This is a genomic window from Variovorax sp. Soil_C_12, from assembly GCF_057657375.1.
In genome coordinates, this window is record NZ_JBDGIO010000012.1 from 168,816 (window position 1) to 194,252 (window position 25,437).

The window sequence follows — 25,437 nt, forward strand, 5'->3', positions numbered from 1 at the left end:
CCGGATCGAAGGCGAATACTAGGCGTTGAGCTTCAGCCGAACAAGATTGAACTTCGGCCTAATTTGGTCCCAAGCTGACGGCACGCCAGCGCGCGGCCAAATAAAAAAGCCGCCCGATGGGCGGCTTTTTGGAAGGGGCGGTGGGCGCGCCTTGCTTACTTCTTCTGGCGGTACTTGCGCAGCGCCGCGATCTGCGCGGCCATCACGGCCAGCTCGGATTGAGCCAGCGCGATGTCGATGTCGCTCTTGGCCTTCTTCAGCGCTTCCTCCGCCGCGGCCTTGGACTTGTTGGCCTTCTCTTCATCGAGGTCCTTGCCGCGGATCGCGGTGTCGGACAGCACGGTGACGGTGTTGGGCTGCACTTCCAGGATGCCGCCGGCCACGAAGACGAATTCCTCGCCGCCGTCGGCCGTCTCGATGCGCACGGCACCGGGGCGGATGCGCGTGATCAGCGGCGTGTGGCGCGGATAGATGCCCAGCTCGCCGGCTTCACCCGGCAGCGCCACGAACTTGGCCTCGCCCGAGAAGATGGACTCCTCGGCGCTGACCACGTCGACGTGAATGGTGTTTGCCATCGGGGTTCCTATGCAGCCGCCTTAGGCGACCTTCTTCGCCTTCTCGAAGGCCTCGTCAATGCCGCCCACCATGTAGAAGGCCTGCTCCGGCAGGTGGTCGGCTTCGCCGTTCACGATCATCTTGAAGCCGCGGATGGTCTCGGCCAGCGGCACGTACTTGCCGGGCGAGCCGGTGAACACCTCGGCCACGTGGAAGGGCTGCGACAGGAAGCGCTGGATCTTCCGGGCGCGGGCCACGGCCAGCTTGTCGTCGGGCGCCAGTTCGTCCATGCCCAGGATGGCGATGATGTCGCGCAGCTCCTTGTAGCGCTGCAGCGTGCCCTGCACGGCGCGGGCCACGTTGTAGTGCTCTTCGCCGACCACGTGCGGGTCGAGCTGGCGCGAGGTCGAGTCCAGCGGGTCCACGGCGGGGTAGATGCCCAGCGAGGCGATGTCGCGCGACAACACCACGGTGGAGTCCAGGTGGGCGAAGGTCGTCGCGGGCGAGGGGTCGGTCAAGTCGTCGGCCGGCACGTACACGGCCTGGATCGAGGTGATGGAGCCCACCTTGGTGGAAGTGATGCGCTCCTGCAGGCGGCCCATTTCCTCGGCCAGCGTCGGCTGGTAGCCCACGGCGGAAGGCATGCGGCCCAGCAGCGCCGACACTTCGGTACCGGCCAGCGTGTAGCGGTAGATGTTGTCGACGAAGAAGAGCACGTCGCGGCCTTCGTCGCGGAAGGATTCGGCGATGGTCAGGCCGGTCAGCGCCACGCGCAGGCGGTTGCCCGGGGGCTCGTTCATCTGGCCATAGACCATGGCCACCTTCGACTCGGCGAGGTTCTCGAGGTTGACCACGCCCGAATCGGACATCTCGTGATAGAAGTCGTTGCCTTCGCGGGTGCGTTCACCCACGCCGGCGAACACCGACAGACCCGAGTGGGCCTTGGCGATGTTGTTGATGAGCTCCATCATGTTCACGGTCTTGCCCACGCCGGCGCCGCCGAACAGGCCCACCTTGCCGCCCTTGGCGAAGGGGCAGACCAGGTCAATCACCTTGATGCCGGTTTCCAGCAGGTCCTGCGAGGGCGAGAGCTCGTCGTAGGCCGGCGCCTTGCGGTGAATCGAAGCGGTGACTTCCTGGCCGACCGGGCCGCGCTCGTCGATCGGGCGACCGAGCACGTCCATGATGCGGCCCAGGGTCGCCTTGCCCACGGGCACGGTGATCGGGCTGCCTGTGTTGGTCACGACGAGGCCACGGCGCAGGCCGTCGGACGAGCCGAGCGCAATGGTGCGCACGACGCCGTCGCCGAGCTGCTGCTGCACTTCGAGGGTCAGCGTGCCGCCTTCGTATTGCAGGGCGTCGTACACCTTGGGCATCTGGTCGCGCGGGAATTCCACGTCGACCACGGCGCCGATACATTGAACGATCTTGCCTTGCGTTGTATTTGCTTGAGCCATCATCTGCTCCGATAAAAACTAAATCTGGTTGAGGTCGAGGGACCGAAGGCCTTCAAACGCCTGCGGCCGCCGCAGCGCCCGAAACGATCTCCGACAGCTCTTTGGTGATGCCGGCCTGGCGGGTCTTGTTGTAGACCAGCTTGAGCTCGTCGATCACGTTGCCGGCGTTGTCGGTGGCGGACTTCATGGCAACCATGCGCGCCGACTGTTCCGACGCCATGTTCTCCGCCACGGCCTGGTACACCAGCGACTCGACGTAGCGCACCAGCAGTTCGTCGATCACGCTCTGCGCATCGGGCTCGTAGATGTAGTCCCACGAGTGCTGGCCCTTTTCCATCTTCAACGACTCGGCGGCCAGCGGCAGCAGCTGTTCGACCACCGACTCCTGGCGCATCGTGTTGATGAACTTGGTGTAGCAGAGGTAGACCGCGCTGAGCTTGCCTTCGGCGTACGCGTCGAGCAGCACCTTGACCGGGCCGATCAGCTTGTCGAGATGCGGCGTGTCGCCCAGCTGGGTGACATGCGAGACCACGCGGGCGCCGATGCGGTTGAGGAAACCCAGGCCCTTGTTGCCGATGGCCACCGCCTCGACGGCGACGCCGGCGGCCTGCTGCTCGCGCAGCTTGGTCGTCACGGCGCGCAGCACGTTGGTGTTCATGCCGCCGCACAGGCCCTTGTCGGTGGTGACGACGATGAAGCCCGCGGCCTTCACGTCGTTGACCTTCATGAAGGCATGCGTGTACTCCGGGTTCGCCTGGCCGAGGTTGGCCGCGATGTTGCGGATCTTCTCGCTGTAGGGGCGGGCGGCGCGCATGCGTTCCTGCGCCTTGCGCATCTTCGACGCGGCCACCATTTCCATGGCCTTGGTGATCTTCTTGGTGTTCTCCACCGATTTGATCTTGCCGCGGATTTCCTTACCAGCTGCCATTGGGACTCCTTGGGTCGGTCAGGCGAACGACTTCTTGAACGCCGTGACGGCGGCCGTCAGCTCGGCCTCGGCGTCCTTGTCGATCGCCTTGGCCTGCTCGATCTTGTCGAGCAGCGCGCCGTGGCTGGACTTGAGGAACTGGTGCAGGCCGTGTTCGAAGGCGAGCACCTTCTTGACGTCGAGATCGTCCATGAAGCCCTTGTTCACCGCGAACAGCGAGGCACCCATCAGCGAGATGGGCAGCGGGCTGTACTGGGGCTGCTTCAGCAGTTCGGTCACGCGGGCGCCGCGGTCGAGTTGCTTGCGGGTGGCTTCGTCCAGGTCGGAGGCGAACTGCGCGAAGGCCGCGAGTTCGCGGTACTGCGCCAGGTCGGTACGGATGCCGCCCGACAGGCTCTTGATGACCTTGGTCTGCGCCGACGAACCCACGCGCGACACCGAGATACCGGCGTTGATGGCGGGCCGGATGCCGGCGTTGAACAGGTTGGTTTCCAGGAAGATCTGGCCGTCGGTGATCGAGATCACGTTGGTCGGCACGAAGGCGGACACGTCGCCGGCTTGCGTCTCGATGATCGGCAGCGCGGTCAGCGAACCGGTCTTGCCCTTCACCTCGCCCTTGGTGAAGGCTTCGACGTAGTCGGCGTTCACGCGGGCTGCGCGTTCGAGCAGGCGGCTGTGCAGGTAGAAAACGTCGCCGGGGTAGGCTTCGCGGCCCGGCGGGCGGCGCAGCAGCAGCGACACCTGGCGGTAGGCCACGGCCTGCTTGGACAGGTCGTCGTAGACGATCAGCGCATCTTGCCCGCGGTCGCGGAAGTACTCGCCCATCGTGCAGCCCGAATAGGCGCTCACGTACTGCATGGCGGCCGATTCGGAAGCCGAGGCGGCCACGACGATGGTGTAGTCCATCGCACCGGCCTGCTCCAGCGCACGCACCACGTTCTTGATCGACGAAGCCTTCTGGCCGATCGCGACGTAGACGCAGGTCATGTTCTGACCCTTCTGGTTGATGATCGCGTCGATCGCCACCGCGGTCTTGCCGGTCTGGCGGTCGCCGATGATCAGCTCGCGCTGACCGCGGCCGATCGGCACCATCGAGTCGATGGACTTGAGGCCGGTCTGCATCGGCTGATCCACCGACTTGCGGGCGATCACGCCCGGAGCGACCTTCTCGATCACGTCGGTCATCTTGGCGTTGACCGGGCCCTTGCCGTCGATCGGCTGGCCCAGCGCGTTGACCACGCGGCCGATGAGCTCGGGGCCGACCGGCACTTCCAGGATGCGGCCCGTGCACTTGACGGTGTCGCCTTCGGAGATGTGCTCGTACTCGCCCAGAATCACGGCGCCGACGGAGTCGCGCTCGAGGTTCAGCGCCAGGCCGAAGGACGGCGTGCCGTCCGCGGAAGGCGGGAACTCGAGCATTTCGCCCTGCATCGCGTCCGACAGGCCGTGCACGCGCACGATGCCGTCGGTCACCGACACCACGGTGCCTTCGTTGCGGATGTTCGCGCTGACGCCAAGACCCTCGATGCGGCTCTTGATCAGCTCGGAAATTTCTGCGGGATTGAGTTGCATGACTCTTTCCTTCTTTCGTTGAGGGGGCTGGCGGCCTCAGGCTGCCAGCGCAACTTTCATTTGTTCGAGGCGCGCCTTGACGGAGGTGTCGAGCACCTCGTCACCCACCACCACGCGGATGCCACCGATCAGGGACGGGTCCTGCTCGACGGTGACCTGCAGCTTGCGGCCGAAGCGCTTTTCGAGCGCGGCCGCCACGCCGTTGAGCGAGGCGGCGTCGATCGGGAAGGCGCTGTACACCACCGCATCGGACGAGCCGCTCTGCGCATTCGCCAGGGCCCGGAACTGCCTGGCGATCTCCGGCAGCGCGGTGAAGCGGCCATTCTCGAGCAGAGCCATCAGGAAGTTGTTGGCGGCAGCGGGCAGCTCGGCGCCGTTGGCGCCGGCAATCACGCCCAGCACCTGCTCGGGCGTGGCCTTGGGGTTGTCGGCGAACTGCTGCAGCTCGGGATTGGCGGCAATGGCCGCGACCCTCTCGAGCCATGCGCCGGCGCCGGCGAGGTCCGACGAAGACGCCTTGAACAGCGCTTCGGCGTAGGGGCGTGCAATGGTGGCGAGTTCAGCCATGGCGTCCGTTTCAGAGTTCAGTCTGCAGCCGCGAAAGCAGATCGGCGTGCACGGCCGGATTCACTTCCTTGCGCAGGATCTGCTCGGCGCCCTTGACGGCCAGCACGGCCACCTGCTCGCGCAGCACCTCGCGCGCCTTCACGGCCTGTTGCTCGGCTTCGGCGCGGGCGGCCGCTACGATCTTGTTGCCTTCTTCCGTGGCGCGGGCCTTGGCCTCTTCAACGATGGCCTGCGCACGGCGTTCGGCATCGGCCAGGCGCTGCGCGGACTCGTTGCGCGCCTTGCCCAGCTCGACTTCCACCCGCTTGTCCGCTTCCGACAACGCGACCTTGGCCTTGTCGGCTGCGGCCAGGCCTTCGGCGATCTTCTGGGCACGGTCATCCAGCGCCTTGGCGATCGGCGGCCACACGAACTTCATCGTGAACCCGACAAGAATCAGGAACACGATCATCTGGACGATCAGGGTACCGGTAATGCTCACTTTTCACCCTCTCTTTGGGATTGAAATCCGGCGCCGTTCTTCATGAGGAAGAAAGGTCTGCAGCGGTTTCGACGAGAAGCCTGCGCTCAATTACTTCGGCAGGTTGGCGATCTGCGAGAGGAAGGGGTTGGCGGTGGCGAACCACAGCGCGATACCGGTACCGATGATGAACGCGGCGTCGATCAGACCGGCCAGCAGGAACATCTTGGTCTGGAGTTCACCCATCAGCTCGGGTTGGCGGGCGGCCGACTCGAGGTACTTGCTGCCCATGATGCCGATGCCGATACAAGCGCCCACGGCGCCCAGACCGATGATCAGGCCGGCGGCCAGGGCGACAAAGCTAATAACTTCCATGATGACTCCTAAGGACTTTGGTTGAAGAGAAAAAGAAAAAACGAAAGCGGAAAGAACGCAGGGAACGCGGATCAGTGGTGATCGTGGGCCTGGCCCACGTACACCAGCGTCAGCATCATGAACACGAAGGCCTGCAGCGTGATGATCAGGATGTGGAAGATGGCCCAGGCGGTGCCGGCGATGATGTGGCCGAGCGCCAGGAAGATCCCGGTGGCCGACAGCGTGAAGGCGCCGCCCATCAGCGCGATCAGCAGGAAGATCAGTTCACCGGCATACATGTTGCCGAAGAGACGCATGCCATGCGAGACGGTCTTGGCGACGAACTCGATGATCTGCATGGCAAAGTTGAACGGGTACAGCCAGATCTTGTTGCCGAAGGGCGCAGTGAAGAGCTCGTGCACCCAGCCGCCGGCGCCTTTGATCTTGATGTTGTAGTACAGGCAGATCAGCAGCACGGAAACCGACATGCCCATCGCCACCGAAAGGTCTGCCGTAGGCACGACGCGCAGGTAGGCGTGGTGCGGGTCGTGGCCGGCGGCACCGAAGATCTTGGCCCAGATCGCAGGCAGCAGATCGACCGGCAGCAGGTCCATCGCATTGAGCATGAAGATCCACACGAAGATCGTGAGCGCCAGCGGCGCGACGAACTTGCGGCTTTGGGCGTTGTGGACGATACCCTTGGCCTGCTGGTCGACCACCTCGACCAGGATCTCGACGGCGGCCTGGAAGCGCCCCGGCACGCCCGAGGTCGCCTTGCGCGCAGCCAGCCAGAGCAGCCAGCACCCAACCACGCCGAGCACGATCGAGAAGAAGAGGGAGTCGAAGTTGAAAACCGAGAAATCGGCAACACCTGCCGGCTTGGAGCTTTGAAGATGGGTCAAGTGGTGAACGATGTATTCACCAGCGGTCTGACCATGTTCCGCAGCGTTTTCAGCAGCCATCCGTTACTCGTCTTTAAATTTTCGGGCGTTTGGGCGCCAGCATTACCGCCACCCACGCCGCCTTCATTGTCACCACCAAGCCCACCAGCATCGCCGGCCAGCTCAGTTCCGTTATCAGTCTCGGCGCGGCGAGCAGCATCGCCACCGACAAGACCAGCTTGACCATTTCCCACAAGAAGAACCCGAGCACCGCGGTGCCCGCATTCAGCGAAGAAAACCTCCCGGTCAGTCCCCTTGCGAACACCGCGGAGGGAATCACCACCGCCAGTGCGCCGTATCCGGCGGACCACCCCAAATTCTGCCTCCCCGACAAGCCCCAGGCGGCCAATGCCACCAGCAGTCCCGCCGCGACCTGGATCGCGATCACGCGCCAAGGCGAGATCAGCGGTTTCCGCTCGCGCAGCCGCTGGGCCTCCTCGGCAGTCAGCGGCTTGAAGTCGGCATCCGGGCCTTGTCCGTCCTCATGAACATGCGCATCGCGGGCAATTGTTTTCATATCGAATGAAGCCCGGATGACGACCCAGAAATTCTACAAAGCCGCTGATTATAAGTAGAAACCCACGGCCCTCCGCCAGCTTCCCGTCAGGTTTGCCAACACCCTTGCCGATCATGCGGGCGCCAGGGCAGGCATTGGAAAGCGCAGCGCAGCCCCAACCATAATCTCTCATGCACCCGATCGCCGAAGCTCTCCCCGATTCTCTCTGCTATCTCGACGGCGTCTACACGCCGCTGCGCGACGCCAAGGTCAGCGTGCTGGACCGCGGCTTCATCTTCGGCGACGGCGTCTATGAAGTGGTGCCGGTCTATGGCGGCGCGCCCTTCTGCTTCGAGGAACACATGGCGCGGCTGGACCGCTCGCTGGCCGAGCTGCGCATCGCCAATCCCCTCACGCACGAGAAGTGGCATGCGATCGCGGCTCACCTGGTCGAGGCCAGCCCTGCCGAGCAGCGCGCCGCTGTGCAGGCGCTCTACATCCAGGTCACGCGCGGCGTTGCGCCGCGCGAGCACGCAATGCCCCAGGGCCTGGTGCCCACCGTGTTCGTGATGCTGAACCCGATGAAGCCGGTGCCCGACGCGGTGCGCGCCAAGGGCGTGGCCTGCGTCAGCGCGCAGGACTTCCGCTGGCAGAAGGCGCACATCAAGAGCACCAGCCTGCTGGGCGCGGTGCTGGCGCGGCAGATCAGCGTGGAGGCCGGCGCGGCCGAGACCATCATGTTCCGCGGCGACTGGCTGAGCGAGGCCTCGTCGAGCAACGTGTGGGTGGTGAAGGACGGCGCGGTGAGCGGCCCTCCCAAGGACGAGCTGGTGCTCGCGGGCATCCGCTACGGCCTGATCGAGCGCATCTGCGGCGAGGCCGGCATCCCCTTCTCGCTGCGCCGCATCGCGCGCGACGAGGTCTTCGGCGCCGACGAGCTGCTGCTGTCCTCGGCCACCAAGGAGGTGCTGCCGGTCGTCACGCTCGACGGCCAGCCCATCGGCACGGGCCGCACGGGCCCGGTCTTCCGGGCCATCGATTCCGGCTACCAGCGCGCCAAGGAACGCAGCGCGCACGACCACGGAGTGACAGCATGACCACCCCCCCTTCCGACACCTCGATGGACGCGCGCAAGGAATCGCTGATCGAGTACCCCTCGAAGTTCCCCATCAAGGTGATGGGCGCCAAGGCCGACGGCTTCGTGCATGCCATCACGCAGATCGCCCAGCAGTTCGACCCCGCCTTCGACGCCAGCACCGTCGAGCTGCGCAACAGCAAGGCCGGCAACTACCTGGGCGTGACCATCACGGTGACCGCCACCAGCCGCGAGCAGCTGGACGACATCTACCGCGCGCTGACCGCGCATCCGATGGTCAAGGTGGTGCTGTGACGCTCGAGGTCGACTGGCTCGGCCGGGTCGACTACGCGCCCACCTATGCGGCGATGCAGCGCCTGACGCAGGGGCGCACGCCGGAATCGGCCGACCTGCTGTGGATCTGCGAGCACTCGCCGGTCTACACGCAGGGCTTGGCCGGCAAGGCCGACCACGTGCTGAGCCCCGGCGAAATCCCCGTGGTGCAGACCGATCGCGGCGGGCAGGTGACCTACCACGGGCCGGGGCAAGTGGTGGCCTATCCGCTGATCGACCTCAAGCGTGCGGGCTACTACGTCAAGGAGTATGTGTATCGCATCGAGGAGTCGGTGATCCGCACGCTCGCGCATTTCGGGGTGACCGGGCATCGGGTATCGGGTGCGCCGGGCATCTATGTGCGATTGGACGATCCGTTTTCGCATGCACGGCTGGAGGCCGCCCCCGTCCCCTTCGCGGGCCTCGGCAAGATCGCCGCCCTGGGCATCAAGATCACCCGCCACCGCACCTACCACGGCGTTGCGCTCAACGTCGCGATGGACCTCGAACCCTTCTCCCGCATCAACCCTTGCGGCTACCCTGGCCTGGAAACCGTCGACCTTTCTACAATCGGCGTTCAAACAACCTGGGACGAAGCCGCGCAGGTGCTGGCCAGCAAGCTCGCCATCTACCTCGCGCCCTGAACCCCGCCCACGCACCCATGAGCACCCCCGAAGTCGTTCGCGACGCCCAAGGCCCCGCCACCTACAACCCGCTGGCCAAGCAGAAGGCTGCGGCCAAGCTCTCGCGCATCCCGGTGAAGGTGGTGCAGGGCGAGGTGCTCAAGAAGCCCGAGTGGATCCGCGTCAAGGCCGGCAGCCCGAGCACGCGCTTCTACGAGATCAAGCAGATCCTGCGCGAGAGCAACCTGCACACGGTCTGCGAAGAGGCCTCCTGCCCCAACATCGGCGAATGCTTCGGCAAGGGCACGGCCACCTTCATGATCATGGGCGACAAGTGCACCCGGCGCTGCCCCTTCTGCGACGTGGGCCATGGCCGGCCCGACCCGCTCGACAAGGACGAGCCGCTCAACCTCGCCAAGACCATCGCCAAGCTGCGCCTCAAGTACGTGGTGATCACCAGCGTGGACCGCGACGACCTGCGCGACGGCGGCAGCCAGCACTTCGTGGACTGCATCCGCAACATCCGCGAGCTCTCGCCGCAGACGCAGATCGAGATCCTGGTGCCCGACTTCCGCGGCCGCGACGATCGCGCGCTCGAGATCCTCAAGGCGGCGCCGCCGGACGTCATGAACCACAACCTCGAGACCGCGCCGCGCCTCTACAAGGAGGCGCGTCCGGGCAGCGACTACCAGTTCAGCCTCAACCTGCTGAAGAAGTTCAAGGCCCTGCATCCCAAAGTGCCGACCAAGAGCGGCATCATGGTCGGGCTGGGCGAGAGCGACGAGGAGATCCTGCAGGTCATGCGCGACATGCGCGCGCACGACATCGACATGCTGACCATTGGCCAGTACCTCGCGCCCAGCAGCAGCCACCTGCCGGTGCGCCGCTACGTGCATCCCGACACCTTCAAGATGTTCGAGGAAGAGGCCTACAAGATGGGCTTCAGCCACGCCGCGGTGGGCGCGATGGTGCGCAGCAGCTACCACGCCGACCAGCAGGCGCACGCCGCCGGCGTCTGAGGGGAGCTCGCGAATGAGCGCGATCGACGCCGCGATGGCACGCGAGTTCGGCGTCATCGCCGACCTGATCCGCCTGCATGCGCAGGAAACCCCGTCCCGCACCGCGCTCGCCGATTCCCAACGCACGCTGGACTACGGCGCGCTCGATGCGCTGATGGACCGCGTGGCCGCGACCCTGCAGCGCGACGGCCTGCGCGCGGGCGACGCCATCGCGATCTGCGCCGCCTCGAGCACGCACTACGCCGCACTGTTCCTCGGCGCCTTGCGCGCCGGCATCGCGGTCGCGCCGCTGGCGCCCGGCTCCACGCCCGCCAGCCTCGCCAGGATGATCGAGGACGCGCAGGCGCGCCTCCTCTTCCTCGATGCCGCGGCGGCCGAGGTGATCGGCGCGCCGGCGAAGGACGCCATCCCGCGCATCGCGCTCGACGCCTCCGCGGCCGGGCAGGACTTCGAGGCCTGGCTGGCGCCGGCGGGCGCGCGCCCGCAAGCCGTCGAGCCGCAGCCCACCTGGCCCTTCAACATCATCTATTCCTCCGGCACCACCGGCGAGCCCAAGGGCATCGTGCAGGGCCACGGCATGCGCTGGGCCCACGTGCAGCGCGGCGCGAAGTACGGCTACGGCCCCGACACCGTGACGCTGCTGTCGACGCCGCTGTACTCCAACACCACGCTGGTGGTCTTCTTCCCCACCCTCGCCTACGGCGGCTGCGTGCTGCTGATGCCGAAGTTCGACGCCGCCGGCTACCTGGCGCTGGCCGAGCGGCATCGCGTGACCCACACGATGCTGGTGCCGGTGCAGTACCAGCGCCTGATGGCGCATCCGGCCTTCGACCGGCACGACCTCTCCAGCTTCCGCTTCAAGTTCAGCACCAGCGCTCCCTTCGGCGCCGCGCTCAAGGCCGATGTGCTGAAGCGCTGGCCCGGCGGCCTGGTCGAGTTCTACGGCATGACCGAGGGCGGCGGCACCTGCATCCTGGAAGCGCACCTGCATCCCGGCAAGCTGCACACCGTGGGCCAGCCAGCCGAGGGCAGCGACATCCGCCTGATCGACGAATCGGGCCGCGAGGTCGCGCGCGGCGAGGCCGGCGAGGTGGTGGGCCATTCGGCCGGCATGATGGTCGGCTACCACCGCCAGCCCGAGAAGACGCGCGAGGCCGAGTGGTTCGACCCGGCGGGCAAGCGCTTCATCCGCACCGGCGACGTCGGCCGCTTCGACGAGGAGGGCTTCCTCACCCTCTTCGACCGCAAGAAGGACATGATCATCAGCGGCGGCTTCAACATCTACCCGAGCGACCTCGAAGCCGTGCTGCGCGGCCACGAGGCGGTGGCCGAGGCGGCGGTGGTCGGCGTGCCCTCGGAGCAATGGGGCGAGACGCCGGTGGCCTTCGTGGTGCGGCGCGCCGGCGACGAAACGCCGGGCGAGGCGCTGCTGCAATGGGCCAATGCCCAGCTCGGCAAGACGCAGCGGCTCGCGCGCCTGCACCTGATCGACGAGCTGCCGCGTAGCGCCATCGGCAAGGTGCTCAAGCGCGAGCTGCGTGAGCGCGACGCCCGCTGAAGCCGAAGCCACCACGGCCGAGCACGGCGGCGGCCACGGCCTCCTGTGGGTGCTGCTGGCGGTGGCCGTGGTCTTCGCCCTCGTGCGCCCGCGCGCGCCGCTGGACTACCTGGAGCTCGTCGACTGGCAGACGCTGGGCGCCCTGGCCGGCCTGCTCGCCATCACGCAGGGCGTCGAGCGCAGCGGCATGCTGCAGTCCGTCGCCGCGCGACTGCTCGCGCGCACCACCGAACTGCGCCACTTGGTCTTCTTCCTCGTCGCGACCGCCGCAGGGCTCTCTGCACTGGTCACCAACGACGTGAGCCTGTTCCTGCTGGTGCCGCTCACAAGGGTGCTGGCGGCGCAGGCCCACCTGCCGCTGGCGCGGCTGGTGGTGCTGGAGGCGCTGGCCGTCAACGCAGGCTCTGCCCTCACGCCGATCGGCAATCCCCAGAACCTGTACCTCTGGCACCGCTCGGGCGAGAGCTTCCTGGGCTTCATGGGCATGATGGCGCCCACCGTGGCCGTGATGCTGTTCTGGCTCTTCGCCGCGGTGCGCTTCCTGGTGCCGCGTGTGGAGATCCAGCTCAAGCCCGCGGGCGATGCCGAGCCCGTGCAGCCGCGGTTGCTGGCGCTGTCGGCGCTGCTCTTCATCTGCTTCGTAATCGCGCTCGACCAGCGCTGGCTGGCCGCCGGGCTCGGCCTGGTGTTCGGCGCTTTCCTGCTGCTGCGCCCGCGCGTGCTGCTGGGCATCGACTGGGCGCTGCTCGCGATCATCGCGCTGATGTTCGTGGACCTGCGCCAGCTGGCCGAGCTGCCGGCCGTGGCTGCGGTGCTGCAGCAGTGGCCGATCGGCGAGGGCTGGCGCGCCTACCTGGCCGCCATCGGCGTCTCGCAGCTCATCAGCAATGTGCCGGCCACCATCCTGCTCGATCGCTACATGCACGACTTGCCCGCGCTCGCCGCCGGCGTCAGCGTGGGCGGCTTCGGCTGCGTGCTGGGCTCGCTGGCCAACCTGATCGCGCTGCGGCTGGCGAAGGTGCCGCACGGGCTGCGCGAATTCCATCGCATCAGCATCCCCTTCCTGCTGGTGTGTGCGGCCTCGGCCCTGCTCCTCAGGCTTTAGCCGACACGCCGGCCATCGCTTTCGGATCGACCAGCCGGTCGTAGTCCGCGGCGCTCAGGAAGCCCAGCGCGACGGCCGCATCCCGCGGGCTCGTGTTCCGCTCCAGCGCGGTCTTCGTGATTTGCGCGACCCGGTCGTAGCCCAGCACCGGATTGAGCGCGGTCACCAGCAGCAGCGCGTTGTCGACCTGCGCCGCCAGTCGCTGCCGGTCGACCTCGATGTCCTTCACCATCCGCTCGGCGAACACGCGGGCGCTGTCGGCCAGCACGCGGATCGACTGCAGCAGGTTGTGGATCAGCACCGGCTTGGCGACGTTGAGCTCGAAGTTGCCGGAGGCGCCGGCCAGGGTGATGGTGACGTGATTGCCCATCACCTGCAGGCTCGCCTGCACCACCACTTCGGCGATGGTCGGATTGCGCTTGCCCGGCATGATCGAGCTCGTGAGGCCGTCGTGCGGGATCACCAGCTCGCCCAAGCCGCATCGCGGCCCCGAGCCGAGCAGGCGGATGTCGTTGGCGATCTTGACCAGCGAGGTGGCCACCACGTTGAGTGCGCCCGAGACCTCGACCAGCGTGTCGTGCGCCGCCATGCCTTCGAACTTGCTGGGATTGGGCGCGAAGGCCGTGCCGGTCAACGCACTCGCCTCTTCGCAGAAGGCGGCATCGAAGCCCGGCGGCGCGTTCAGCCCGGTGCCGGCCGCGGTGCCGCCCTGCGGCAGCAGGCAAAGGCGCGGCAGCGTCGCGTCGATTCGCTCGATGCCGTGCCCGATCTGGTGCGCGAAGGCATCGAAGGCCTGGCCCATGGTCATCGGCACCGCATCCATCAGGTGCGTGCGCGCGATCTTCAGCACCCCGGCGAAGGCCGTGGCACGCTCGGCCAGCCGCTGGCGCAGCAGCAGCAGCGCGGGGCGCAGCCGCTGCGCGAGTTCCTGCTGCGCCGCGAGGTGCATCACGGTCGGGAAGCTGTCGTTGGACGATTGCGAGGCATTGACGTGGTCGTTGGGATGCACCGGCGCACGCGTGCCCAGCGGTTGGCCCAGCAGCTCGTTGGCGCGGTTCGCGATCACCTCGTTTGCATTCATGTTGGTCTGCGTGCCCGAGCCCGTTTGCCAGATACTGAGCGGGAAGTGATCGTCGAAGCGGCCGGCGCGCAGCTCTTGGGCGGCGGCGACGATCTTCTGCGCCAGCGCGGCATCGAGCGCGCCGCAGCGCAGGTTGGCGCGCGCGGCCGCCATCTTCTGCAAGCCGAAGGCGCGGATCAGGCAGGCGGGGAAGCGCTCTTCGCCGATCTCGAAGACGCCCAGCGCGCGCTGGGTCTGTGCGCCCCAGTAGCGACCGGCCGGGATCTCGACCGGGCCGAAGGCATCGTGCTCCACACGCACGGCAGTCATGGCGCCTCAGTCCAGCGAGATGTTGGTCTTGGCCGCGACCGCTTTCCAGCGCGCGACTTCCGCCTCGGTGTGCTTGCCCAGCGCGGCGCCCGTGTACTGCTCGGCCGGCAGCATCTGGATCGCCTGGCTGCTCATCTTGTCGGTGAAGGCCTTGTCGGTCATGACCTTCAGATAGGCCTGCTGGACCTTGTCGAGCACCGGCTTGGGCGTTCCCCTGGGTGCATAGATGCCGTACCAGGTCGAGGCCTCGAAGCCCGGCAGCACGGTCTCGGCCAGCGTCGGCACGTCCTTGAGTTGCGGCAGGCGCACTTTCGAGGTGACGGCGAGCGCGCGCACCTTGGACTCGGTGATCTGCGGCAGCGCGGTGTTGGTCTGGTCGAAGATGCCGTCGACCTGGCCGCCGATCACGTCCACCAGCGCCGGCCCTGCGCCCTTGTACGGCACCAGCGTCACCTTGACGTTCGCGGCGCTCGCGACCAGCGCCGCGATCAGGTGCGAGCTGGAGCCCACGCCGGCGTTGCTGATAAAGAGCTTGTCCGGGCTCTTCCTGGCGAAGTCGATCAGGCCCTCGATGTTCTTGGCTGGATGCTCCTTTCGCACCATCAGCACCAGCGGCGTGTCGGGGAAGCGGAAGACGGGCTCGAAGTCTTTCACCGGGTCGTAGCTGAGCTTCTTGTAGAGGGCGGGCGCGGCGCCCATGTAGCCCATGTGGCCGACCAGCATGGTGTAGCCGTCGGGCGTCGCGCGCGCGGCCTTGGCGGCACCGATGGTGCCGCCCGCTCCCGCCGAGTTGTCGATCACGATCGGCTGGCCCAGCTCGCGCGCCACGCGCTCGGCGATGCTGCGCGCGAGCGCATCGGTGGGGCCGCCCGCGGCGAAGGGCACGATCCACGTGATCGGCTTGGTCGGGTAGGCCTGGGCCTGCGCGGCACCGACGGCGGCGGCGGCCGCGAATGCGCACAGAACGGTCTTGATGAAACGCATGCTCATGTCTCCTGAATGGAAGGATGGATGGGGGTCGGGTCGGGAAAATTCAGTGCTGCGCCTTCGCCGACAGCGCCAGTGCGCGATCCACCATCTGCGGCGCGAGGCCCAGGTAGTTGGCGGGGTCGGTCAGGCGGTCGATCGCGGCGCGGTCGAGGTGCCGGGTGACTTCGGGCAGCGCGGCCAGCGCCTCGGCCAGCGTGCCGCCCTTCTCGTTGACCGTTCGGCAGGCGTCGTAGACCAGGTCGTGCGCCTGCTGGCGGCCGGTGTGCGGCGCCAGGCCCATCATCACCGCCTCGGCCACGATCAGGCCGCGGCTGATGCCGAGGTTGTGCTTCATGCGATCGGCATCGACGATCAGGCCGCCCAGCGCAAACTTGGCCTGGTGCAGCGCGCCCGCCGTGAGGATGAAGCTCTCGGGGATCGCGATCCACTCGGCATGCCAGGGGCCGGTGGCGCGCTCGAAGTCCTGCACCATCGCGTCGACCATCAGGCCGGCGTGCTGCCGCACCGCCTTGGACGCAGCCAGCATCAGCTCGCTGGAGATCGGGTTGCGCTTCTGCGGCATCGTGCTGCTCGCGCCGCGCCCTTTCACGAAGGGCTCGTAGACCTCGGCGAATTCGGTGGACGCCATGATCATGATGTCGAGCGCGATCTTCCCGAGCGAACCGGTCACCAGCGCCAGCAGGTTCACCGCCTCGGCGAAGCCGTCGCGCGCCACGTGCCAGGTGGTGGCCGGGACGCCCAGCCCGAGCTCCTCGGCCATCGCCTGCTGCACCTCGAAGCCCTTGTCGCCGAGCGAGGCCAGCGTGCCCGCGGCACCGGCGAACTCGACCAGCGCGACGCGCGGGCGCAGCTCGGCCAGGCGCTGCTGGTGGCGATCGAACATCGCGAGCCAGATCGCAGCCTTGTAGCCGAAGGTCACGGGCAGGGCCTGCTGCAGGTGGGTGCGGCCGGCCATCGGCGTATCGCGGTACTTCTTCGCGAGGCCGGCCAGGATGCCGCGCAATTCGCGGATGTCGGCGTCGATGCCGTCGAGCGCGTCGCGCACCTGCAGCGCCACCGCGCTGTCCATGATGTCCTGCGTGGTCGCGCCCCAGTGAACGTAGCGCCCGGCCTCGCCGCACATCGCCACCAGCTGATGCACGAGCGGGAGGATCGGGTAGCCGACGATGTCGGTCTCCTCGCGCATGTGGTCGAAGTCGATGCGCTCGATGGTGGATTCGCGCGCAATGGTGTCGGCCGCCTCGCGCGGGATCACGCCGACCCGCGCCTGCGCCTTCGCCAGCGCGACCTCGACGTCGATGTAGCGCTGGATCAGGGCGCGGTCGGAGAAGAGCGCGCGCATCTTCGCAGTGCCGAAGGCGTCGCGGAACAGGATCGAATCGAAGACCGTGCTGGCCATCGGAAGGGAGGTGGAGGACATGGCGGCTCTCATATGTTCGGACATATTGACTTTAATATGTCCGAACATATTCGCGTGTCGGTGTTAACCCTGAGCCTCAAAATCACGTTCACGATGAACAAGCCACGCTTCTCCGATATCGCCCTGCACCTCAAGGAAGGCATCACCTCGGGCCACTATCCCGTCGGCACGCTGCTGCCGACCGAACTGGAGCTGCGCGATCACTACAAGACGAGCCGGCACACGGTGCGCGCCGCCCTGCAGGAGCTGCAGCTGCTGGGCCTGGTGTCGCGCCGCAAGAACGTCGGCACGCGCGTGGAGTCGGCGACGCCGCAGGTCGGCTTCCAGCAGTCGCTGGCCTCGGTCGAGGACGTGGTGCAGTTCGGCGCGACGCACGTCCGGGTGGTGCGGGAGGTCGAGACGCTCGAAGCCAAGGGTGCCCTGGCGCGCCTGCTCGGCTGCGCGGAGGGAACGGCCTGGCTGCGCATTTCCAGCCTGCGGATGGACGAGGAGCAGCCCGAGCTGCCGATCTGCTGGACCGACCTGTACATGGACCCGGCCTACACCGAGCTGGTGGAAGTCGTGCGCGATTCGCCGGAGGCGCTGGTCAGCACCTTGATCGAGCAGCGCTACGGCCGCCGCGTGGTCGAGATCGTGCAGCAGTTGCAGGCGGTGGAAGTGCCCGCGGCGATGGCGCGGCAGCTGGGCGTCGACACAGGCTCGGCCGCCATGCAGATCGTGCGCCGCTACCTCGACGCCGAGGGCGACACGATCGACGTCACGGTCACCGTCCATCCGGCGGAGCGCTTCTCGCTCACCATGCGGCTGCAGCGCTCGGCCGGCTGAACGGGAGGACAATCGGCGCCCTTTCCATGCAATCGCACGACACCACGCCATGGCCCTCGCACGCGCTTTCGCTGCGGCGCTACGGCGCCTCACGCGGCAGCCATGCGCATGAGCACTTCCAGGTGCTGGTCGGACTCGACGGCGTGCTGGAACTGGAGGTCGAGGGGCGTGGCCGGCGCGTCGGGGCCGGCGAGGGCTGGGTGGTAACGCCCGGCGAGCGCCACGACTTCGAATCGCGCACCGGCAGCCGATGCCTCGTGCTCGACACCACCCAGGACCTCTGGGCCCAGTGCGCGGGACGCACGCCGATGGCGCCGCAGCTCCTGTCGCTGGCGCGCTTTCTCGCGCTGTGCGTGACGCAGGCTTCGCCACCCGCGGCCGCGCTGCACCACGCACCGGCGCTGCTGCTGGAGGCCTGGGGGCCTCAGGTTCCGAACGGCCGCCGGCGCGCCATCGACTGGCCGGCCCTTGCCGCGTGGGCACAAGCGCGCTGGCACCAGCCCTTGAGCGTCGCCGACCTCGCGGCGGTTGCGTGCCTGAGCCCCAGCCAGTTCGCCCAGCGCTGCCGCGCCGAGCAGGGCATGGGGGCCATGCAATGGCTGCGAAGCCAGCGGCTGTTGCAGGCCAGGCAGTTGCGCACGGGCGGCATGAGCGTCGCAGAGACGGCCCGCCGTACCGGCTACCGTTCGCCGTCCGCCCTCACCGCGGCCCTTCGAAGGAACTGAAGACCGTCGTTCCGCGACGATGCGCCGTCGTTTCGCGACGAGCCCGCCACTTAAGCTCGGGCGCATGTCCGCCGCCACGCTGTACGCCCTCGCCGCCATCGCCCTCTGGGGCACGCTCGCCTCGCTGGGCACGTCGCTCTCGCACCTGCCGCCCTTCCTCCTGACCGGGCTCGCGCTGATGATCGGCAGCGTGATGAGCTGGCCGGCGGTGCTGCGCAACCGCCAGGCCTGGGCCGTGCCGGCGCGCACGCTCGCGCTGGGCATCTACGGCCTGTTCGGCTTCCACTTCCTGCTCTTCATTGCGCTGCGCCATGCACCGCCCGTCGAGGCCAACCTGGTGAACTACCTGTGGCCGCTCTTCATGGTCGTGCTGGCGCCGGCGCTGCTGCCGGGGCTGTCGCTGCGCCCGCTGCATCTGGTGGCAGCGCTGCTGGGCTTCGCGGGCGCCGCGATCGCGATCCTCGGCGCGCGCAACGCCGGGCCGTCGGCCACGGATGCCGGCTACTGGGGCTTCCTGCCCGCGCTGGGCTCGGCCTTCATCTGGGCCAGCTATTCGCTGTGGACGAAGCGCGTGGCCGCCTTCCCGACCACCGCCATCGGGCTGTTCGGCCTGGTGTCGGGCGTGCTCGCGCTCGCCTGCCATGCGCTGCTGGAACCGCAGGCGTCGCTCTCGGCGCGCGACTGGCTGCTGGTCGCGCTGTGCGGCCTGGGGCCGCTGGGCGCGGCCTTCTTCCTCTGGGACATGGCGCTCAAGCGCGGCGACGCGCGGCAGATCGGCATCCTGAGCTACATCACGCCGCTGGCCTCGACGGCCCTGCTGATGCTGGTCACGCAGCGGCCGCTGAGCTGGACCATCGCGCTGGCGGCGTTCCTGATCCTGTCGGCGGCGGTGATGGGGTCGCGGATCCGGGCTTGACGGCCTGGCTCAGTCCTTCGCCACTTCCAACACCAGCTTGCCGAAGTTCTGCCCCGTGAACAGCCGCGTCAGCGCCTCGGGGAAGGTGTCGATGCCCTCGACCACGTCCTCGCGGCTCTTCATGCGGCCGTCCTTCAGGTAGGTCGCCATCTCGGCCACGGCGATGGGGTAGCGGTCGGCGTAGTCGAACACCACCATGCCCTGCATGCGCGCCCGGTTCACCAGCAGGCTCAGATAGTTCTTGGGGCCCTGCGCGGGCGCGCTGTTGGCGTTGTTGTACTGGCTGATCGCGCCGCAGATGATGATGCGCGCGCCGCGGGCGAGCCGGGCCAGCGCGGCGTCGAGGATCTCGCCGCCGACGTTGTCGAAGTAGATGTCGATGCCCTTGGGGCAGTGCGTCTTGAGGCCATCGCGCACGGCCGAGGGGCCGGCCTTGTAGTCGATGCAGGCGTCGAAGCCCAGCTCCTTCACCACCCAGTCGCACTTCTCCTGGCCGCCGGCGATGCCGATCGCGCGGCAGCCCTTGATCTTGGCCAGCTGGCCCACCGTCTGGCCGACTGCGCCGGCAGCGCCCGAGACCACCACGGTCTCGCCGGGCTTGGGCTCGCCGATGTCCATCAGGCCGAAGTAGCCGGTCATGCCCGGCATGCCCAGCACGTTGAGCCACTGGGTGATGGAGCCGGCGCGCAGGTCGATCTTGACGAGCCCGTTGCGCTTGATGTCTTCCTGCGGGATCAGGATGTATTCCTGCACGCCCAGCATGCCGTAGACGGTGTCGCCGGCCGCGAAGGCCGGGTTGCGCGAGGCGATCACGCGGCCGACGCCGCCGGCACGCATGACGGCGCCGATCTCGACCGGCGGGATGTAGCTCTTGCCCTCGTTCATCCAGCCGCGCATCGCGGGGTCGAGCGAGAGCGACAGGGTCTTGACCAGGACGCCGCCCTCGGCCGGTTCGCCGACCGGCTCGGTGGTGAACTGCCAGTTGTCGCGGGTGGCCGCGCCTTCGGGGCGCTTGGCGAGGCGGACCTGGCGATTGCTGAGGGTGCTGCTCATGGAAATGTCTCCTGCCTGGGGATGTACGGGGGAGGCATCGTAGCCCCGGCCGGGAGGCGCGGCGGTAGCGCAGGCGACAGCCCGGAAGAGGCATTGCTGCGGGCGCACACGGGCGGCAGCCCGAGCGAGTTCAGGCGCCAGGCAGCACGGCGCTGACCGCCAGGCCCGGCTGGGCGTTGCGCACCGTGAGCGTGCCGCCATGCGCCTCGGCCACCAGGCGGCAGAGGTACATGCCCAGCCCGACCCCGCCGGTGGCGCGCTGGCGGGCGCTGTCGGTGCGGTAGAAGGGCTCGGTCAGATGCTCGAGCTGTTCGGCATCGACGCCGCGCCCGAAGTCGCGCACCTCCAGCGCGATGCCGCCCTGCCCCGCCGCGCGCAGCGCGATGCGCGGCGGCTCGGGCGCATCGCCGCCGTAGCGCAGCGCGTTCTCGAGCAGGTTGCGCACCAGCAGGCGGATGCGCAGACGGTCCACCGCCAAGGCAGGCAGGCCGTCGCCGATGTCGAGCACGACGCGCCCGCCCTCGGGATGCTCGGCCACCACCTCGCGAACCAGCGCCGCCAGGTCGACCGGCTCGCGCTGCAGCGCCGCGTGCGGGCTGGCGAGGCGCTCGCTTTCGAGCAGGTCGCTGATCAGGTCGCGCATCTCGGCCAGGTCGCGCAGAAGCGCGGCGCGCTCGGCCTCGCCCTCGGGCGTGGCGGGCAGCAGCTCGGCATTGAGGCGCGCGCGCGTGAGCGGCGAACGCAGCTCGTGGCTCAGCGCCAGCAGCAGCGCGCGCTTGGCGTCCAGCATGCCCTGGATGTCGTGCGCCATGGTGTTGATGCGCTGCGCCAGGTCGCCCAGCTCGTCGCGCCGGCGCAGCGGGATCGGCTGGTCGAAGGCGCCGCGGCCGAAGCGCTCGGCGCCCGCGCGGATGTCGTCCAGCGGCCTCAGCAGACGGCGCACATAGGCGTAGGCGATGACGATCAGGGCCAGCAGCAGCGCCAGCGTGATCCAGCCGATGCCGTGCGGCTCGCGCTGCCACGGCAGGGTGCCGAGCCCGAAAGTCACGCGATGGCCGTCGGCGCTGCTGCGCGTGAGCCAGTCGCCTCGGCTCGGCCCGTAACTGCGCCAGCGGCGCTGCGGATGCGAGTCCCAGTTGACCACCGGGCCCTCGATGCGGATGGAGATCGGCAGCCGCGTGACCAGCGCCTCGGCGCGCGCCACGTCGGGCGGCGTGCCGAGCTCGGCCACCAGGCGATCCATGTAGTCGCCCACCAGCGGCTGCGCCGCCTCGCGCCAGCCGGTGGAGAAGGCGCGCTGCATGCCGCCCAGGAAGACCGCCGCCATCGCCATGGCGAGCAGCACGAAGACGGTGATCAGCCGCAGGCGCAGCGAATGCCGCCAGCGGTGGCGCCAGTGGCGGTGCGGATGCCGGCGAGCAGGGTTCACGGATCGCTCTTGCCGACCGCGAGCATGTAGCCGGCGTTGCGCAGGGTCTTGATGCAGTCCAGCGGCTCCAGCTTCTTGCGCAGGCGGCTCACCACGATGTCGACGGCGCGGGTGTAGAGCTCGGCCTCGTGGCCCCGCAGGCGGTTCAGGATGTCGTCGCGGCTCCAGACCTTGCCGGGCGGGTCGGCCAAGAGGGCCAGCAGCTCGAACTCGGTGCCGGTGAGCTCCACGCGCTCGCCCTGGCGCAGTACCTCGCGCCGATCGAGGTCGATCGAGAGGCCCTCGAACACCCGGCGCTGCGCGGGCGCCGCGGCCGGCACGGCGCGCTGGCGGCGCAGGATGGTCTGCACCCGCGCCACCAGCTCGCGCGGCTCGAAGGGCTTGGGCAGGTAGTCGTCGGCGCCGAGCTCGAGGCCGACCACCCGGTCCATCACGTCGCCGCGGGCGGTCAGCATCACGATCGGGATGTCGCTCTCCTTGCGGATCTCGCGGCACAGCGCGAAGCCGTCCATCTCGGGCAGCATGACGTCGAGGATGGCGGCGTCGTAGGCGTGAGCCCGCAGCTTGGCCAGGCCCTCGCTGGGGCGCTGGGCGCTCTCCAGGACGCAGTCGAAGCGCGCGAAGTAGCTCGCCAGCGGCGCGGCCAGGTGCTCGTCGTCGTCGATCAGCAGGATGCGGGGCATGCGAGTGCGATTGTGCCTACCGGCGAAGAGCAGGCTGATGATCAGGCCGGCCGCCATCGCAGCGCGAAGAACGGCCGGTGGATCCGCAGGCCGGCGCTGTCGTGCGGCGCGGGGCTCACCATGGGTCGGCGCGGCCGATGCGGCCGAGGTGGGTGGCGCCGAATTCGCTGCCGTACTTGAGACCGTAGCCCAGGGCGCGGTCCAGGCCGATGTGCGCGCTCCAGATCAGCCCCAGGGCCAGCGCGGCGGGCATGTCGCCGGCGAGGCCCAGCCCCAGCAGGGCGACCGGGCCGATGTACGAGTGCGCCGCGTTGTAGGCGATGGCGCCCGCGCGCGAGCCGGCCAGGTAGCCGAGGAAGCTCAGGTCGGGCAGCAGGAACAGCATGGCGAAGGCACCCCAGCCGGCGCCCAGGTGCATGTAGCCAGCCACCGCCGCTGCGAGCACGGCCAGGCCTTCGAGGCGCAGCAGGATGCGCACGCCGCCCAGCGTGGCGCCGGGCAAGGCGTTTCGGGCGTCGGTGGCCGGCCGCGCTCACGGCGGGTTCGTGGCCCTCGCGGCCTGGAGCCGCGGTGCAAAGAGATCAGCCATGGCGATGCCAACGGCGGCCGCGGTCCATGAACTCGCGCACCTTCTGCTGCTGCGCGGGATTCAGGTTGTCGAAGAAGTCGGCGGCGGCTGCAATCACCTCGGGGCTGCCGGACTGGATCGTGGCCGTCTTGTCCTCGACCAGCTTCCTCGCGCGCTCCTGGTCGAGCTTGGCGCCGGCGAACAGGGCCCGGAATTCTGCGCGCGGGTCGCCGCCGCCGCGCAGCGCCTGGCGCTGAGCCTGGATCTTCTCGGCCAGCACGTTGAGCTTCTGCTTCTGCGTGGCATCGAGTTCGAGCTTGCTGCCCACGCGCTCGACCATGCGGGCGCGGAATTCGGCACGGTCCTGCTCGGAGCCGCCGCCCCAGCCGTGGCGATAGCTTGAGCAGCCGGCCAGACTGCCGGCGAGCAGCGCCGCGCCGGCAAAGCCGAAGAGGGAACGTTTGAACCAGGGTTTCATGAGAGTCTTCCTTGCAGTGCGATCGGGATCGATCAGGGAGACTCGATGGTGCGAGCCGGCGGCCGCGAAGTCCTTTCGCGGCAGTTTCGGCGTGTTTCGTTTTATTGCGGCGCGGCCGCCGGCGCCAGCAGGGCGGCCGGGTCGTCGGCCTCGAGCACCTGCTGCGTCCAGGCGCCCAGCTTGCTCGTGTCGGCGCGCAGCACCTCCTGCTTGACCGCGAGGATCTGCGAGGGGTGCATCGAGAAGCTGCGCAGGCCCATGCCCAGCAGCAGGCGCGTGAAGGCGACGTCGCCGGCCATCTCGCCGCACACGCTGACGCCCTTGCCCTGGCGCTGGCACTCGGCGATGGTCTCGGCGACCAGGCGCAGCACGGCCGGATGGGCCGGGTCGTAGAGATGGGCCACCGATTCGTCGGCGCGGTCGATGGCCAGGGTGTACTGGATCAGGTCGTTGGTGCCGATCGACAGGAAGTCGAAGTGCTTGAGGAAGATCTTGAGCGTCAGCGCCGCGGCCGGCACCTCGATCATGGCGCCCAGCTTGACCTTGCCGTGGACCACGCCGCGGTTGTCGAGCTCGGCGCGCGCGAAGTCGATCAGCGCCAGCGTCTGGCGGATCTCGCTGGCGTGCGCGAGCATGGGGATCAGCATCAGGATCTCGCCATGCGCCGCCGCCCGCAGGATGGCGCGGATCTGGGTCAGGAACATCGCGGGGTCGGCCAGGCTCCAGCGGATCGCGCGCAGGCCGAGCGCGGGGTTGAGGTGCGCCTCGTCGTCGCGCACGGCCCGGCCGTCCAGCGGCTTGTCGGCGCCGACGTCGATGGTGCGGATGGTGACCGGCATGCCCTGCATGCCCTCGATGGCCCGCCGGTAGGCCTGGTACTGCTCTTCCTCGTCGGGCAGGCGGGTCAGGCGCTGGGCCTCGCGGCCCATGAACAGGAACTCGCTGCGGAACAGGCCGACGCCGACTGCGCCGGCCTTGACGGCGCCCAGCGTGTCCTCGGGCATCTCGATGTTGGCGAGCAGGTCGACCTTCTGGCCGTCGAGCGTGACGGCCGGCTTGTGGCGCAGGCGCGCCAGCCGCCCGCGCTCCAGGTCGCCCTGGCGCTGCTTGAAGCCGTAGTCGGCCAGGATGATGGGCGAGGGATCGACGATCACCACGCCGGAATCGCCGTCGATGATGACCCAGTCGTCCTGACGCACCAGCTGGCTGGCGCTGCGCGCGCCGACCACGGCCGGGATGTCCATGCTGCGCGCGACGATCGCGGTGTGCGAGGTGCGCCCGCCCACGTCGGTGACGAAGCCGGCGAACACGCTCTTCTTGAACTGCAGCATGTCGGCCGGCGAGAGGTCGTGGGCGATCAGCACCAGCGGGGCGTCGATGGCGTCGCGGGCGGTGGGATCGCTCTCGTCGTCCTCGGCGGTGCGCTTGCGCCGCGGCGGCGTGGGCGCCAGCACTGCGGCCGTGCCCTTCATGCGGTGCAGCAGGCGCTCGACCACCTGCTCGAGGTCGGCCTTGCGCTCGCGCAGGTACTCGTCCTCCATCTCGTCGAACTGGCGCGCGACCACCTCCAGCTGGGTGGTCAGCGCCCACTCGGCGTTGTAGAGACGCTCGACGATCCAGTGCTTGACGCCGCTGGTGAGCACCTCGTCCTGCAGCAGCATCAGGTGCACCTCGAGCAGCGCGGCGAGCTCGTGCGGCGCGTCGTTGGGGCCCATCAGCGCCACGCTGGCCTGCAGCTTCTGCAGTTCCTCGGCGACCGCGTTGCGCGCGATGCGCACGCGGTCGATCTCGGTTTCGACCTCTTCCGGCTTGATGAAGTAGTGCGCCACGTCGATGCGGCTCGAGACCACGAGCACCGCGCGTCCGATGGCGATGCCACGGGCGACAGGCAAGCCATGGACAGCGAAGGTCATGCCT

The 25,437-nt window shown here is 68.4% G+C and carries 27 protein-coding genes; 9 read left to right on the plus strand and 18 right to left on the minus strand.

Features of this window, described 5'->3' with window-relative positions:
- Positions 1 to 155: 155 nt before the first annotated feature.
- From AC3A6X_RS27000 to AC3A6X_RS27040, 9 genes are all read right to left on the minus strand, one after another.
- Entirely contained in the window at positions 156 to 575 is a 420-nt protein-coding gene (locus tag AC3A6X_RS27000) for a F0F1 ATP synthase subunit epsilon (RefSeq protein ID WP_106559272.1), read from the minus strand.
- 21 nt (positions 576 to 596) lie between these two features.
- The gene (gene atpD / locus AC3A6X_RS27005) at positions 597 to 2,012 is read right to left on the minus strand and encodes a F0F1 ATP synthase subunit beta (RefSeq protein WP_487845045.1); all 1,416 of its coding nucleotides are present in this window, start codon (positions 2,010 to 2,012) and stop codon (positions 597 to 599) included.
- Between the two features lie 52 nt (positions 2,013 to 2,064).
- The gene (gene atpG, locus AC3A6X_RS27010; protein WP_106559271.1) at positions 2,065 to 2,940 is read right to left on the minus strand and encodes a F0F1 ATP synthase subunit gamma; all 876 of its coding nucleotides are present in this window, start codon (positions 2,938 to 2,940) and stop codon (positions 2,065 to 2,067) included.
- Between the two features lie 18 nt (positions 2,941 to 2,958).
- Complete coding sequence (atpA, locus tag AC3A6X_RS27015) at positions 2,959 to 4,512, minus strand: F0F1 ATP synthase subunit alpha (protein ID WP_309967088.1); 1,554 nt, start codon at positions 4,510 to 4,512, stop codon at positions 2,959 to 2,961.
- A gap of 36 nt (positions 4,513 to 4,548) precedes the next feature.
- Positions 4,549 to 5,079, minus strand: a complete 531-nt coding sequence (locus AC3A6X_RS27020; protein ID WP_487845046.1) for a F0F1 ATP synthase subunit delta — start codon at positions 5,077 to 5,079, stop codon at positions 4,549 to 4,551.
- Between the two features lie 10 nt (positions 5,080 to 5,089).
- Entirely contained in the window at positions 5,090 to 5,560 is a 471-nt protein-coding gene (locus AC3A6X_RS27025; protein WP_309967092.1) for a F0F1 ATP synthase subunit B, read from the minus strand.
- 90 nt (positions 5,561 to 5,650) lie between these two features.
- Positions 5,651 to 5,914, minus strand: a complete 264-nt coding sequence (atpE, locus tag AC3A6X_RS27030; RefSeq protein ID WP_019657641.1) for a F0F1 ATP synthase subunit C — start codon at positions 5,912 to 5,914, stop codon at positions 5,651 to 5,653.
- A gap of 71 nt (positions 5,915 to 5,985) precedes the next feature.
- The gene (atpB, locus tag AC3A6X_RS27035; protein ID WP_487845047.1) at positions 5,986 to 6,855 is read right to left on the minus strand and encodes a F0F1 ATP synthase subunit A; all 870 of its coding nucleotides are present in this window, start codon (positions 6,853 to 6,855) and stop codon (positions 5,986 to 5,988) included.
- 13 nt (positions 6,856 to 6,868) lie between these two features.
- The gene (locus AC3A6X_RS27040) at positions 6,869 to 7,351 is read right to left on the minus strand and encodes an ATP synthase subunit I (RefSeq protein ID WP_487845048.1); all 483 of its coding nucleotides are present in this window, start codon (positions 7,349 to 7,351) and stop codon (positions 6,869 to 6,871) included.
- Between the two features lie 170 nt (positions 7,352 to 7,521).
- On the opposite strand from AC3A6X_RS27040, the gene AC3A6X_RS27045 reads away from it, so the two are divergent.
- From AC3A6X_RS27045 to AC3A6X_RS27070, 6 genes are read left to right on the plus strand one after another with little or no spacing between them, the layout of a single operon-like run.
- Positions 7,522 to 8,427 carry a D-amino acid aminotransferase gene (locus tag AC3A6X_RS27045; RefSeq protein ID WP_487845049.1) on the plus strand — a complete coding sequence of 302 codons (906 nt, stop codon included), beginning with the start codon at positions 7,522 to 7,524 and terminating at the stop codon, positions 8,425 to 8,427.
- Positions 8,424 to 8,720, plus strand: a complete 297-nt coding sequence (locus tag AC3A6X_RS27050; protein ID WP_487845050.1) for a DUF493 family protein — start codon at positions 8,424 to 8,426, stop codon at positions 8,718 to 8,720. Before AC3A6X_RS27045 ends, AC3A6X_RS27050 begins: the two co-directional genes overlap by 4 nt.
- Positions 8,717 to 9,382, plus strand: coding sequence for a lipoyl(octanoyl) transferase LipB (gene lipB / locus AC3A6X_RS27055; protein WP_487845051.1), 666 nt, complete (start codon positions 8,717 to 8,719; stop codon positions 9,380 to 9,382). Before AC3A6X_RS27050 ends, lipB begins: the two co-directional genes overlap by 4 nt.
- A 17-nt stretch (positions 9,383 to 9,399) precedes the next feature.
- Positions 9,400 to 10,380 (plus strand): lipoyl synthase, encoded by a 981-nt coding sequence (lipA, locus tag AC3A6X_RS27060; protein ID WP_487845052.1) that lies wholly within the window; start codon positions 9,400 to 9,402, stop codon positions 10,378 to 10,380.
- A gap of 34 nt (positions 10,381 to 10,414) precedes the next feature.
- On the plus strand, positions 10,415 to 11,938 hold the full coding sequence (locus AC3A6X_RS27065; RefSeq protein ID WP_487845077.1) for a class I adenylate-forming enzyme family protein: 1,524 nt from the start codon (positions 10,415 to 10,417) through the stop codon (positions 11,936 to 11,938).
- Positions 11,919 to 13,043 carry an SLC13 family permease gene (locus AC3A6X_RS27070; protein WP_487845053.1) on the plus strand — a complete coding sequence of 375 codons (1,125 nt, stop codon included), beginning with the start codon at positions 11,919 to 11,921 and terminating at the stop codon, positions 13,041 to 13,043. Before AC3A6X_RS27065 ends, AC3A6X_RS27070 begins: the two co-directional genes overlap by 20 nt.
- On the opposite strand, the gene AC3A6X_RS27075 is transcribed toward AC3A6X_RS27070, so the two are convergent.
- Genes AC3A6X_RS27075 through AC3A6X_RS27085 form a run of 3 tightly spaced genes read right to left on the minus strand, consistent with a single transcriptional unit; the run spans position 13,033 to position 16,843 of the window.
- Positions 13,033 to 14,433, minus strand: coding sequence for a class II fumarate hydratase (locus tag AC3A6X_RS27075; protein ID WP_487845054.1), 1,401 nt, complete (start codon positions 14,431 to 14,433; stop codon positions 13,033 to 13,035). The two genes, AC3A6X_RS27070 and AC3A6X_RS27075, sit on opposite strands and share 11 nt — an antisense overlap.
- A 6-nt stretch (positions 14,434 to 14,439) precedes the next feature.
- Positions 14,440 to 15,417 (minus strand): tripartite tricarboxylate transporter substrate binding protein BugD, encoded by a 978-nt coding sequence (locus AC3A6X_RS27080; RefSeq protein ID WP_487845055.1) that lies wholly within the window; start codon positions 15,415 to 15,417, stop codon positions 14,440 to 14,442.
- Between the two features lie 49 nt (positions 15,418 to 15,466).
- Entirely contained in the window at positions 15,467 to 16,843 is a 1,377-nt protein-coding gene (locus tag AC3A6X_RS27085) for a class-II fumarase/aspartase family protein (RefSeq protein ID WP_487845056.1), read from the minus strand.
- 93 nt (positions 16,844 to 16,936) lie between these two features.
- Between AC3A6X_RS27085 and AC3A6X_RS27090 the strand changes: the two genes are divergently transcribed.
- From AC3A6X_RS27090 to AC3A6X_RS27100, 3 genes are all read left to right on the plus strand, one after another.
- Positions 16,937 to 17,668, plus strand: a complete 732-nt coding sequence (locus AC3A6X_RS27090) for a GntR family transcriptional regulator (RefSeq protein ID WP_487845057.1) — start codon at positions 16,937 to 16,939, stop codon at positions 17,666 to 17,668.
- 26 nt (positions 17,669 to 17,694) lie between these two features.
- Positions 17,695 to 18,393, plus strand: coding sequence for an AraC family transcriptional regulator (locus AC3A6X_RS27095; RefSeq protein WP_487845058.1), 699 nt, complete (start codon positions 17,695 to 17,697; stop codon positions 18,391 to 18,393).
- A 64-nt stretch (positions 18,394 to 18,457) separates the two neighbouring features.
- Positions 18,458 to 19,309, plus strand: a complete 852-nt coding sequence (locus AC3A6X_RS27100) for a DMT family transporter (protein WP_487845059.1) — start codon at positions 18,458 to 18,460, stop codon at positions 19,307 to 19,309.
- Between the two features lie 9 nt (positions 19,310 to 19,318).
- Here AC3A6X_RS27100 and AC3A6X_RS27105 read toward each other — a convergent pair whose 3' ends face one another.
- The 6 genes from AC3A6X_RS27105 to ptsP form a co-directional block, all read right to left on the minus strand.
- Positions 19,319 to 20,362: an NADP-dependent oxidoreductase gene (locus AC3A6X_RS27105; protein WP_487845060.1), complete on the minus strand. Its 1,044-nt coding sequence runs from the start codon at positions 20,360 to 20,362 to the stop codon at positions 19,319 to 19,321.
- 130 nt (positions 20,363 to 20,492) lie between these two features.
- A complete protein-coding gene (locus AC3A6X_RS27110) occupies positions 20,493 to 21,791 on the minus strand; it encodes a HAMP domain-containing sensor histidine kinase (RefSeq protein WP_487845061.1) in 1,299 nt (432 codons plus the stop codon).
- Positions 21,788 to 22,474, minus strand: coding sequence for a response regulator transcription factor (locus AC3A6X_RS27115; protein WP_106560635.1), 687 nt, complete (start codon positions 22,472 to 22,474; stop codon positions 21,788 to 21,790). The genes AC3A6X_RS27110 and AC3A6X_RS27115 overlap by 4 nt, the downstream gene beginning before the upstream one ends.
- 115 nt (positions 22,475 to 22,589) lie before the next feature.
- Positions 22,590 to 22,976: a DUF4260 domain-containing protein gene (locus AC3A6X_RS27120; RefSeq protein ID WP_487845062.1), complete on the minus strand. Its 387-nt coding sequence runs from the start codon at positions 22,974 to 22,976 to the stop codon at positions 22,590 to 22,592.
- A gap of 79 nt (positions 22,977 to 23,055) precedes the next feature.
- The gene (locus AC3A6X_RS27125; protein WP_487845063.1) at positions 23,056 to 23,520 is read right to left on the minus strand and encodes a Spy/CpxP family protein refolding chaperone; all 465 of its coding nucleotides are present in this window, start codon (positions 23,518 to 23,520) and stop codon (positions 23,056 to 23,058) included.
- 101 nt (positions 23,521 to 23,621) lie between these two features.
- The gene (ptsP, locus tag AC3A6X_RS27130) at positions 23,622 to 25,433 is read right to left on the minus strand and encodes a phosphoenolpyruvate--protein phosphotransferase (RefSeq protein WP_487845064.1); all 1,812 of its coding nucleotides are present in this window, start codon (positions 25,431 to 25,433) and stop codon (positions 23,622 to 23,624) included.
- Positions 25,434 to 25,437: the final 4 nt, after the last annotated feature.

Excerpts from the sequence above, each read along its gene's own strand:
- AC3A6X_RS27000 (WP_106559272.1), bottom strand. The coding sequence starts at position 575 with ATGGCAAACACCATTCACGTCGACGTGGTCAGCGCCGAGGAGTCCATC.
- atpD (WP_487845045.1), bottom strand. The coding sequence starts at position 2,012 with ATGGCTCAAGCAAATACAACGCAAGGCAAGATCGTTCAATGTATCGGC.
- atpG (WP_106559271.1), bottom strand. The coding sequence starts at position 2,940 with ATGGCAGCTGGTAAGGAAATCCGCGGCAAGATCAAATCGGTGGAGAAC.
- atpA (WP_309967088.1), bottom strand. The coding sequence starts at position 4,512 with ATGCAACTCAATCCCGCAGAAATTTCCGAGCTGATCAAGAGCCGCATC.
- AC3A6X_RS27020 (WP_487845046.1), bottom strand. The coding sequence starts at position 5,079 with ATGGCTGAACTCGCCACCATTGCACGCCCCTACGCCGAAGCGCTGTTC.
- atpE (WP_019657641.1), bottom strand. The coding sequence starts at position 5,914 with ATGGAAGTTATTAGCTTTGTCGCCCTGGCCGCCGGCCTGATCATCGGT.
- atpB (WP_487845047.1), bottom strand. The coding sequence starts at position 6,855 with ATGGCTGCTGAAAACGCTGCGGAACATGGTCAGACCGCTGGTGAATAC.
- AC3A6X_RS27040 (WP_487845048.1), bottom strand. The coding sequence starts at position 7,351 with ATGAAAACAATTGCCCGCGATGCGCATGTTCATGAGGACGGACAAGGC.
- AC3A6X_RS27045 (WP_487845049.1), top strand. The coding sequence starts at position 7,522 with ATGCACCCGATCGCCGAAGCTCTCCCCGATTCTCTCTGCTATCTCGAC.
- AC3A6X_RS27050 (WP_487845050.1), top strand. The coding sequence starts at position 8,424 with ATGACCACCCCCCCTTCCGACACCTCGATGGACGCGCGCAAGGAATCG.
- lipA (WP_487845052.1), top strand. The coding sequence starts at position 9,400 with ATGAGCACCCCCGAAGTCGTTCGCGACGCCCAAGGCCCCGCCACCTAC.
- AC3A6X_RS27065 (WP_487845077.1), top strand. The coding sequence starts at position 10,415 with ATGGCACGCGAGTTCGGCGTCATCGCCGACCTGATCCGCCTGCATGCG.
- AC3A6X_RS27075 (WP_487845054.1), bottom strand. The coding sequence starts at position 14,433 with ATGACTGCCGTGCGTGTGGAGCACGATGCCTTCGGCCCGGTCGAGATC.
- AC3A6X_RS27080 (WP_487845055.1), bottom strand. The coding sequence starts at position 15,417 with ATGCGTTTCATCAAGACCGTTCTGTGCGCATTCGCGGCCGCCGCCGCC.
- AC3A6X_RS27085 (WP_487845056.1), bottom strand. The coding sequence starts at position 16,843 with ATGTCCTCCACCTCCCTTCCGATGGCCAGCACGGTCTTCGATTCGATC.
- AC3A6X_RS27090 (WP_487845057.1), top strand. The coding sequence starts at position 16,937 with ATGAACAAGCCACGCTTCTCCGATATCGCCCTGCACCTCAAGGAAGGC.
- AC3A6X_RS27095 (WP_487845058.1), top strand. The coding sequence starts at position 17,695 with ATGCAATCGCACGACACCACGCCATGGCCCTCGCACGCGCTTTCGCTG.
- AC3A6X_RS27100 (WP_487845059.1), top strand. The coding sequence starts at position 18,458 with ATGTCCGCCGCCACGCTGTACGCCCTCGCCGCCATCGCCCTCTGGGGC.
- AC3A6X_RS27105 (WP_487845060.1), bottom strand. The coding sequence starts at position 20,362 with ATGAGCAGCACCCTCAGCAATCGCCAGGTCCGCCTCGCCAAGCGCCCC.
- AC3A6X_RS27115 (WP_106560635.1), bottom strand. The coding sequence starts at position 22,474 with ATGCCCCGCATCCTGCTGATCGACGACGACGAGCACCTGGCCGCGCCG.
- AC3A6X_RS27125 (WP_487845063.1), bottom strand. The coding sequence starts at position 23,520 with ATGAAACCCTGGTTCAAACGTTCCCTCTTCGGCTTTGCCGGCGCGGCG.
- ptsP (WP_487845064.1), bottom strand. The coding sequence starts at position 25,433 with ATGACCTTCGCTGTCCATGGCTTGCCTGTCGCCCGTGGCATCGCCATC.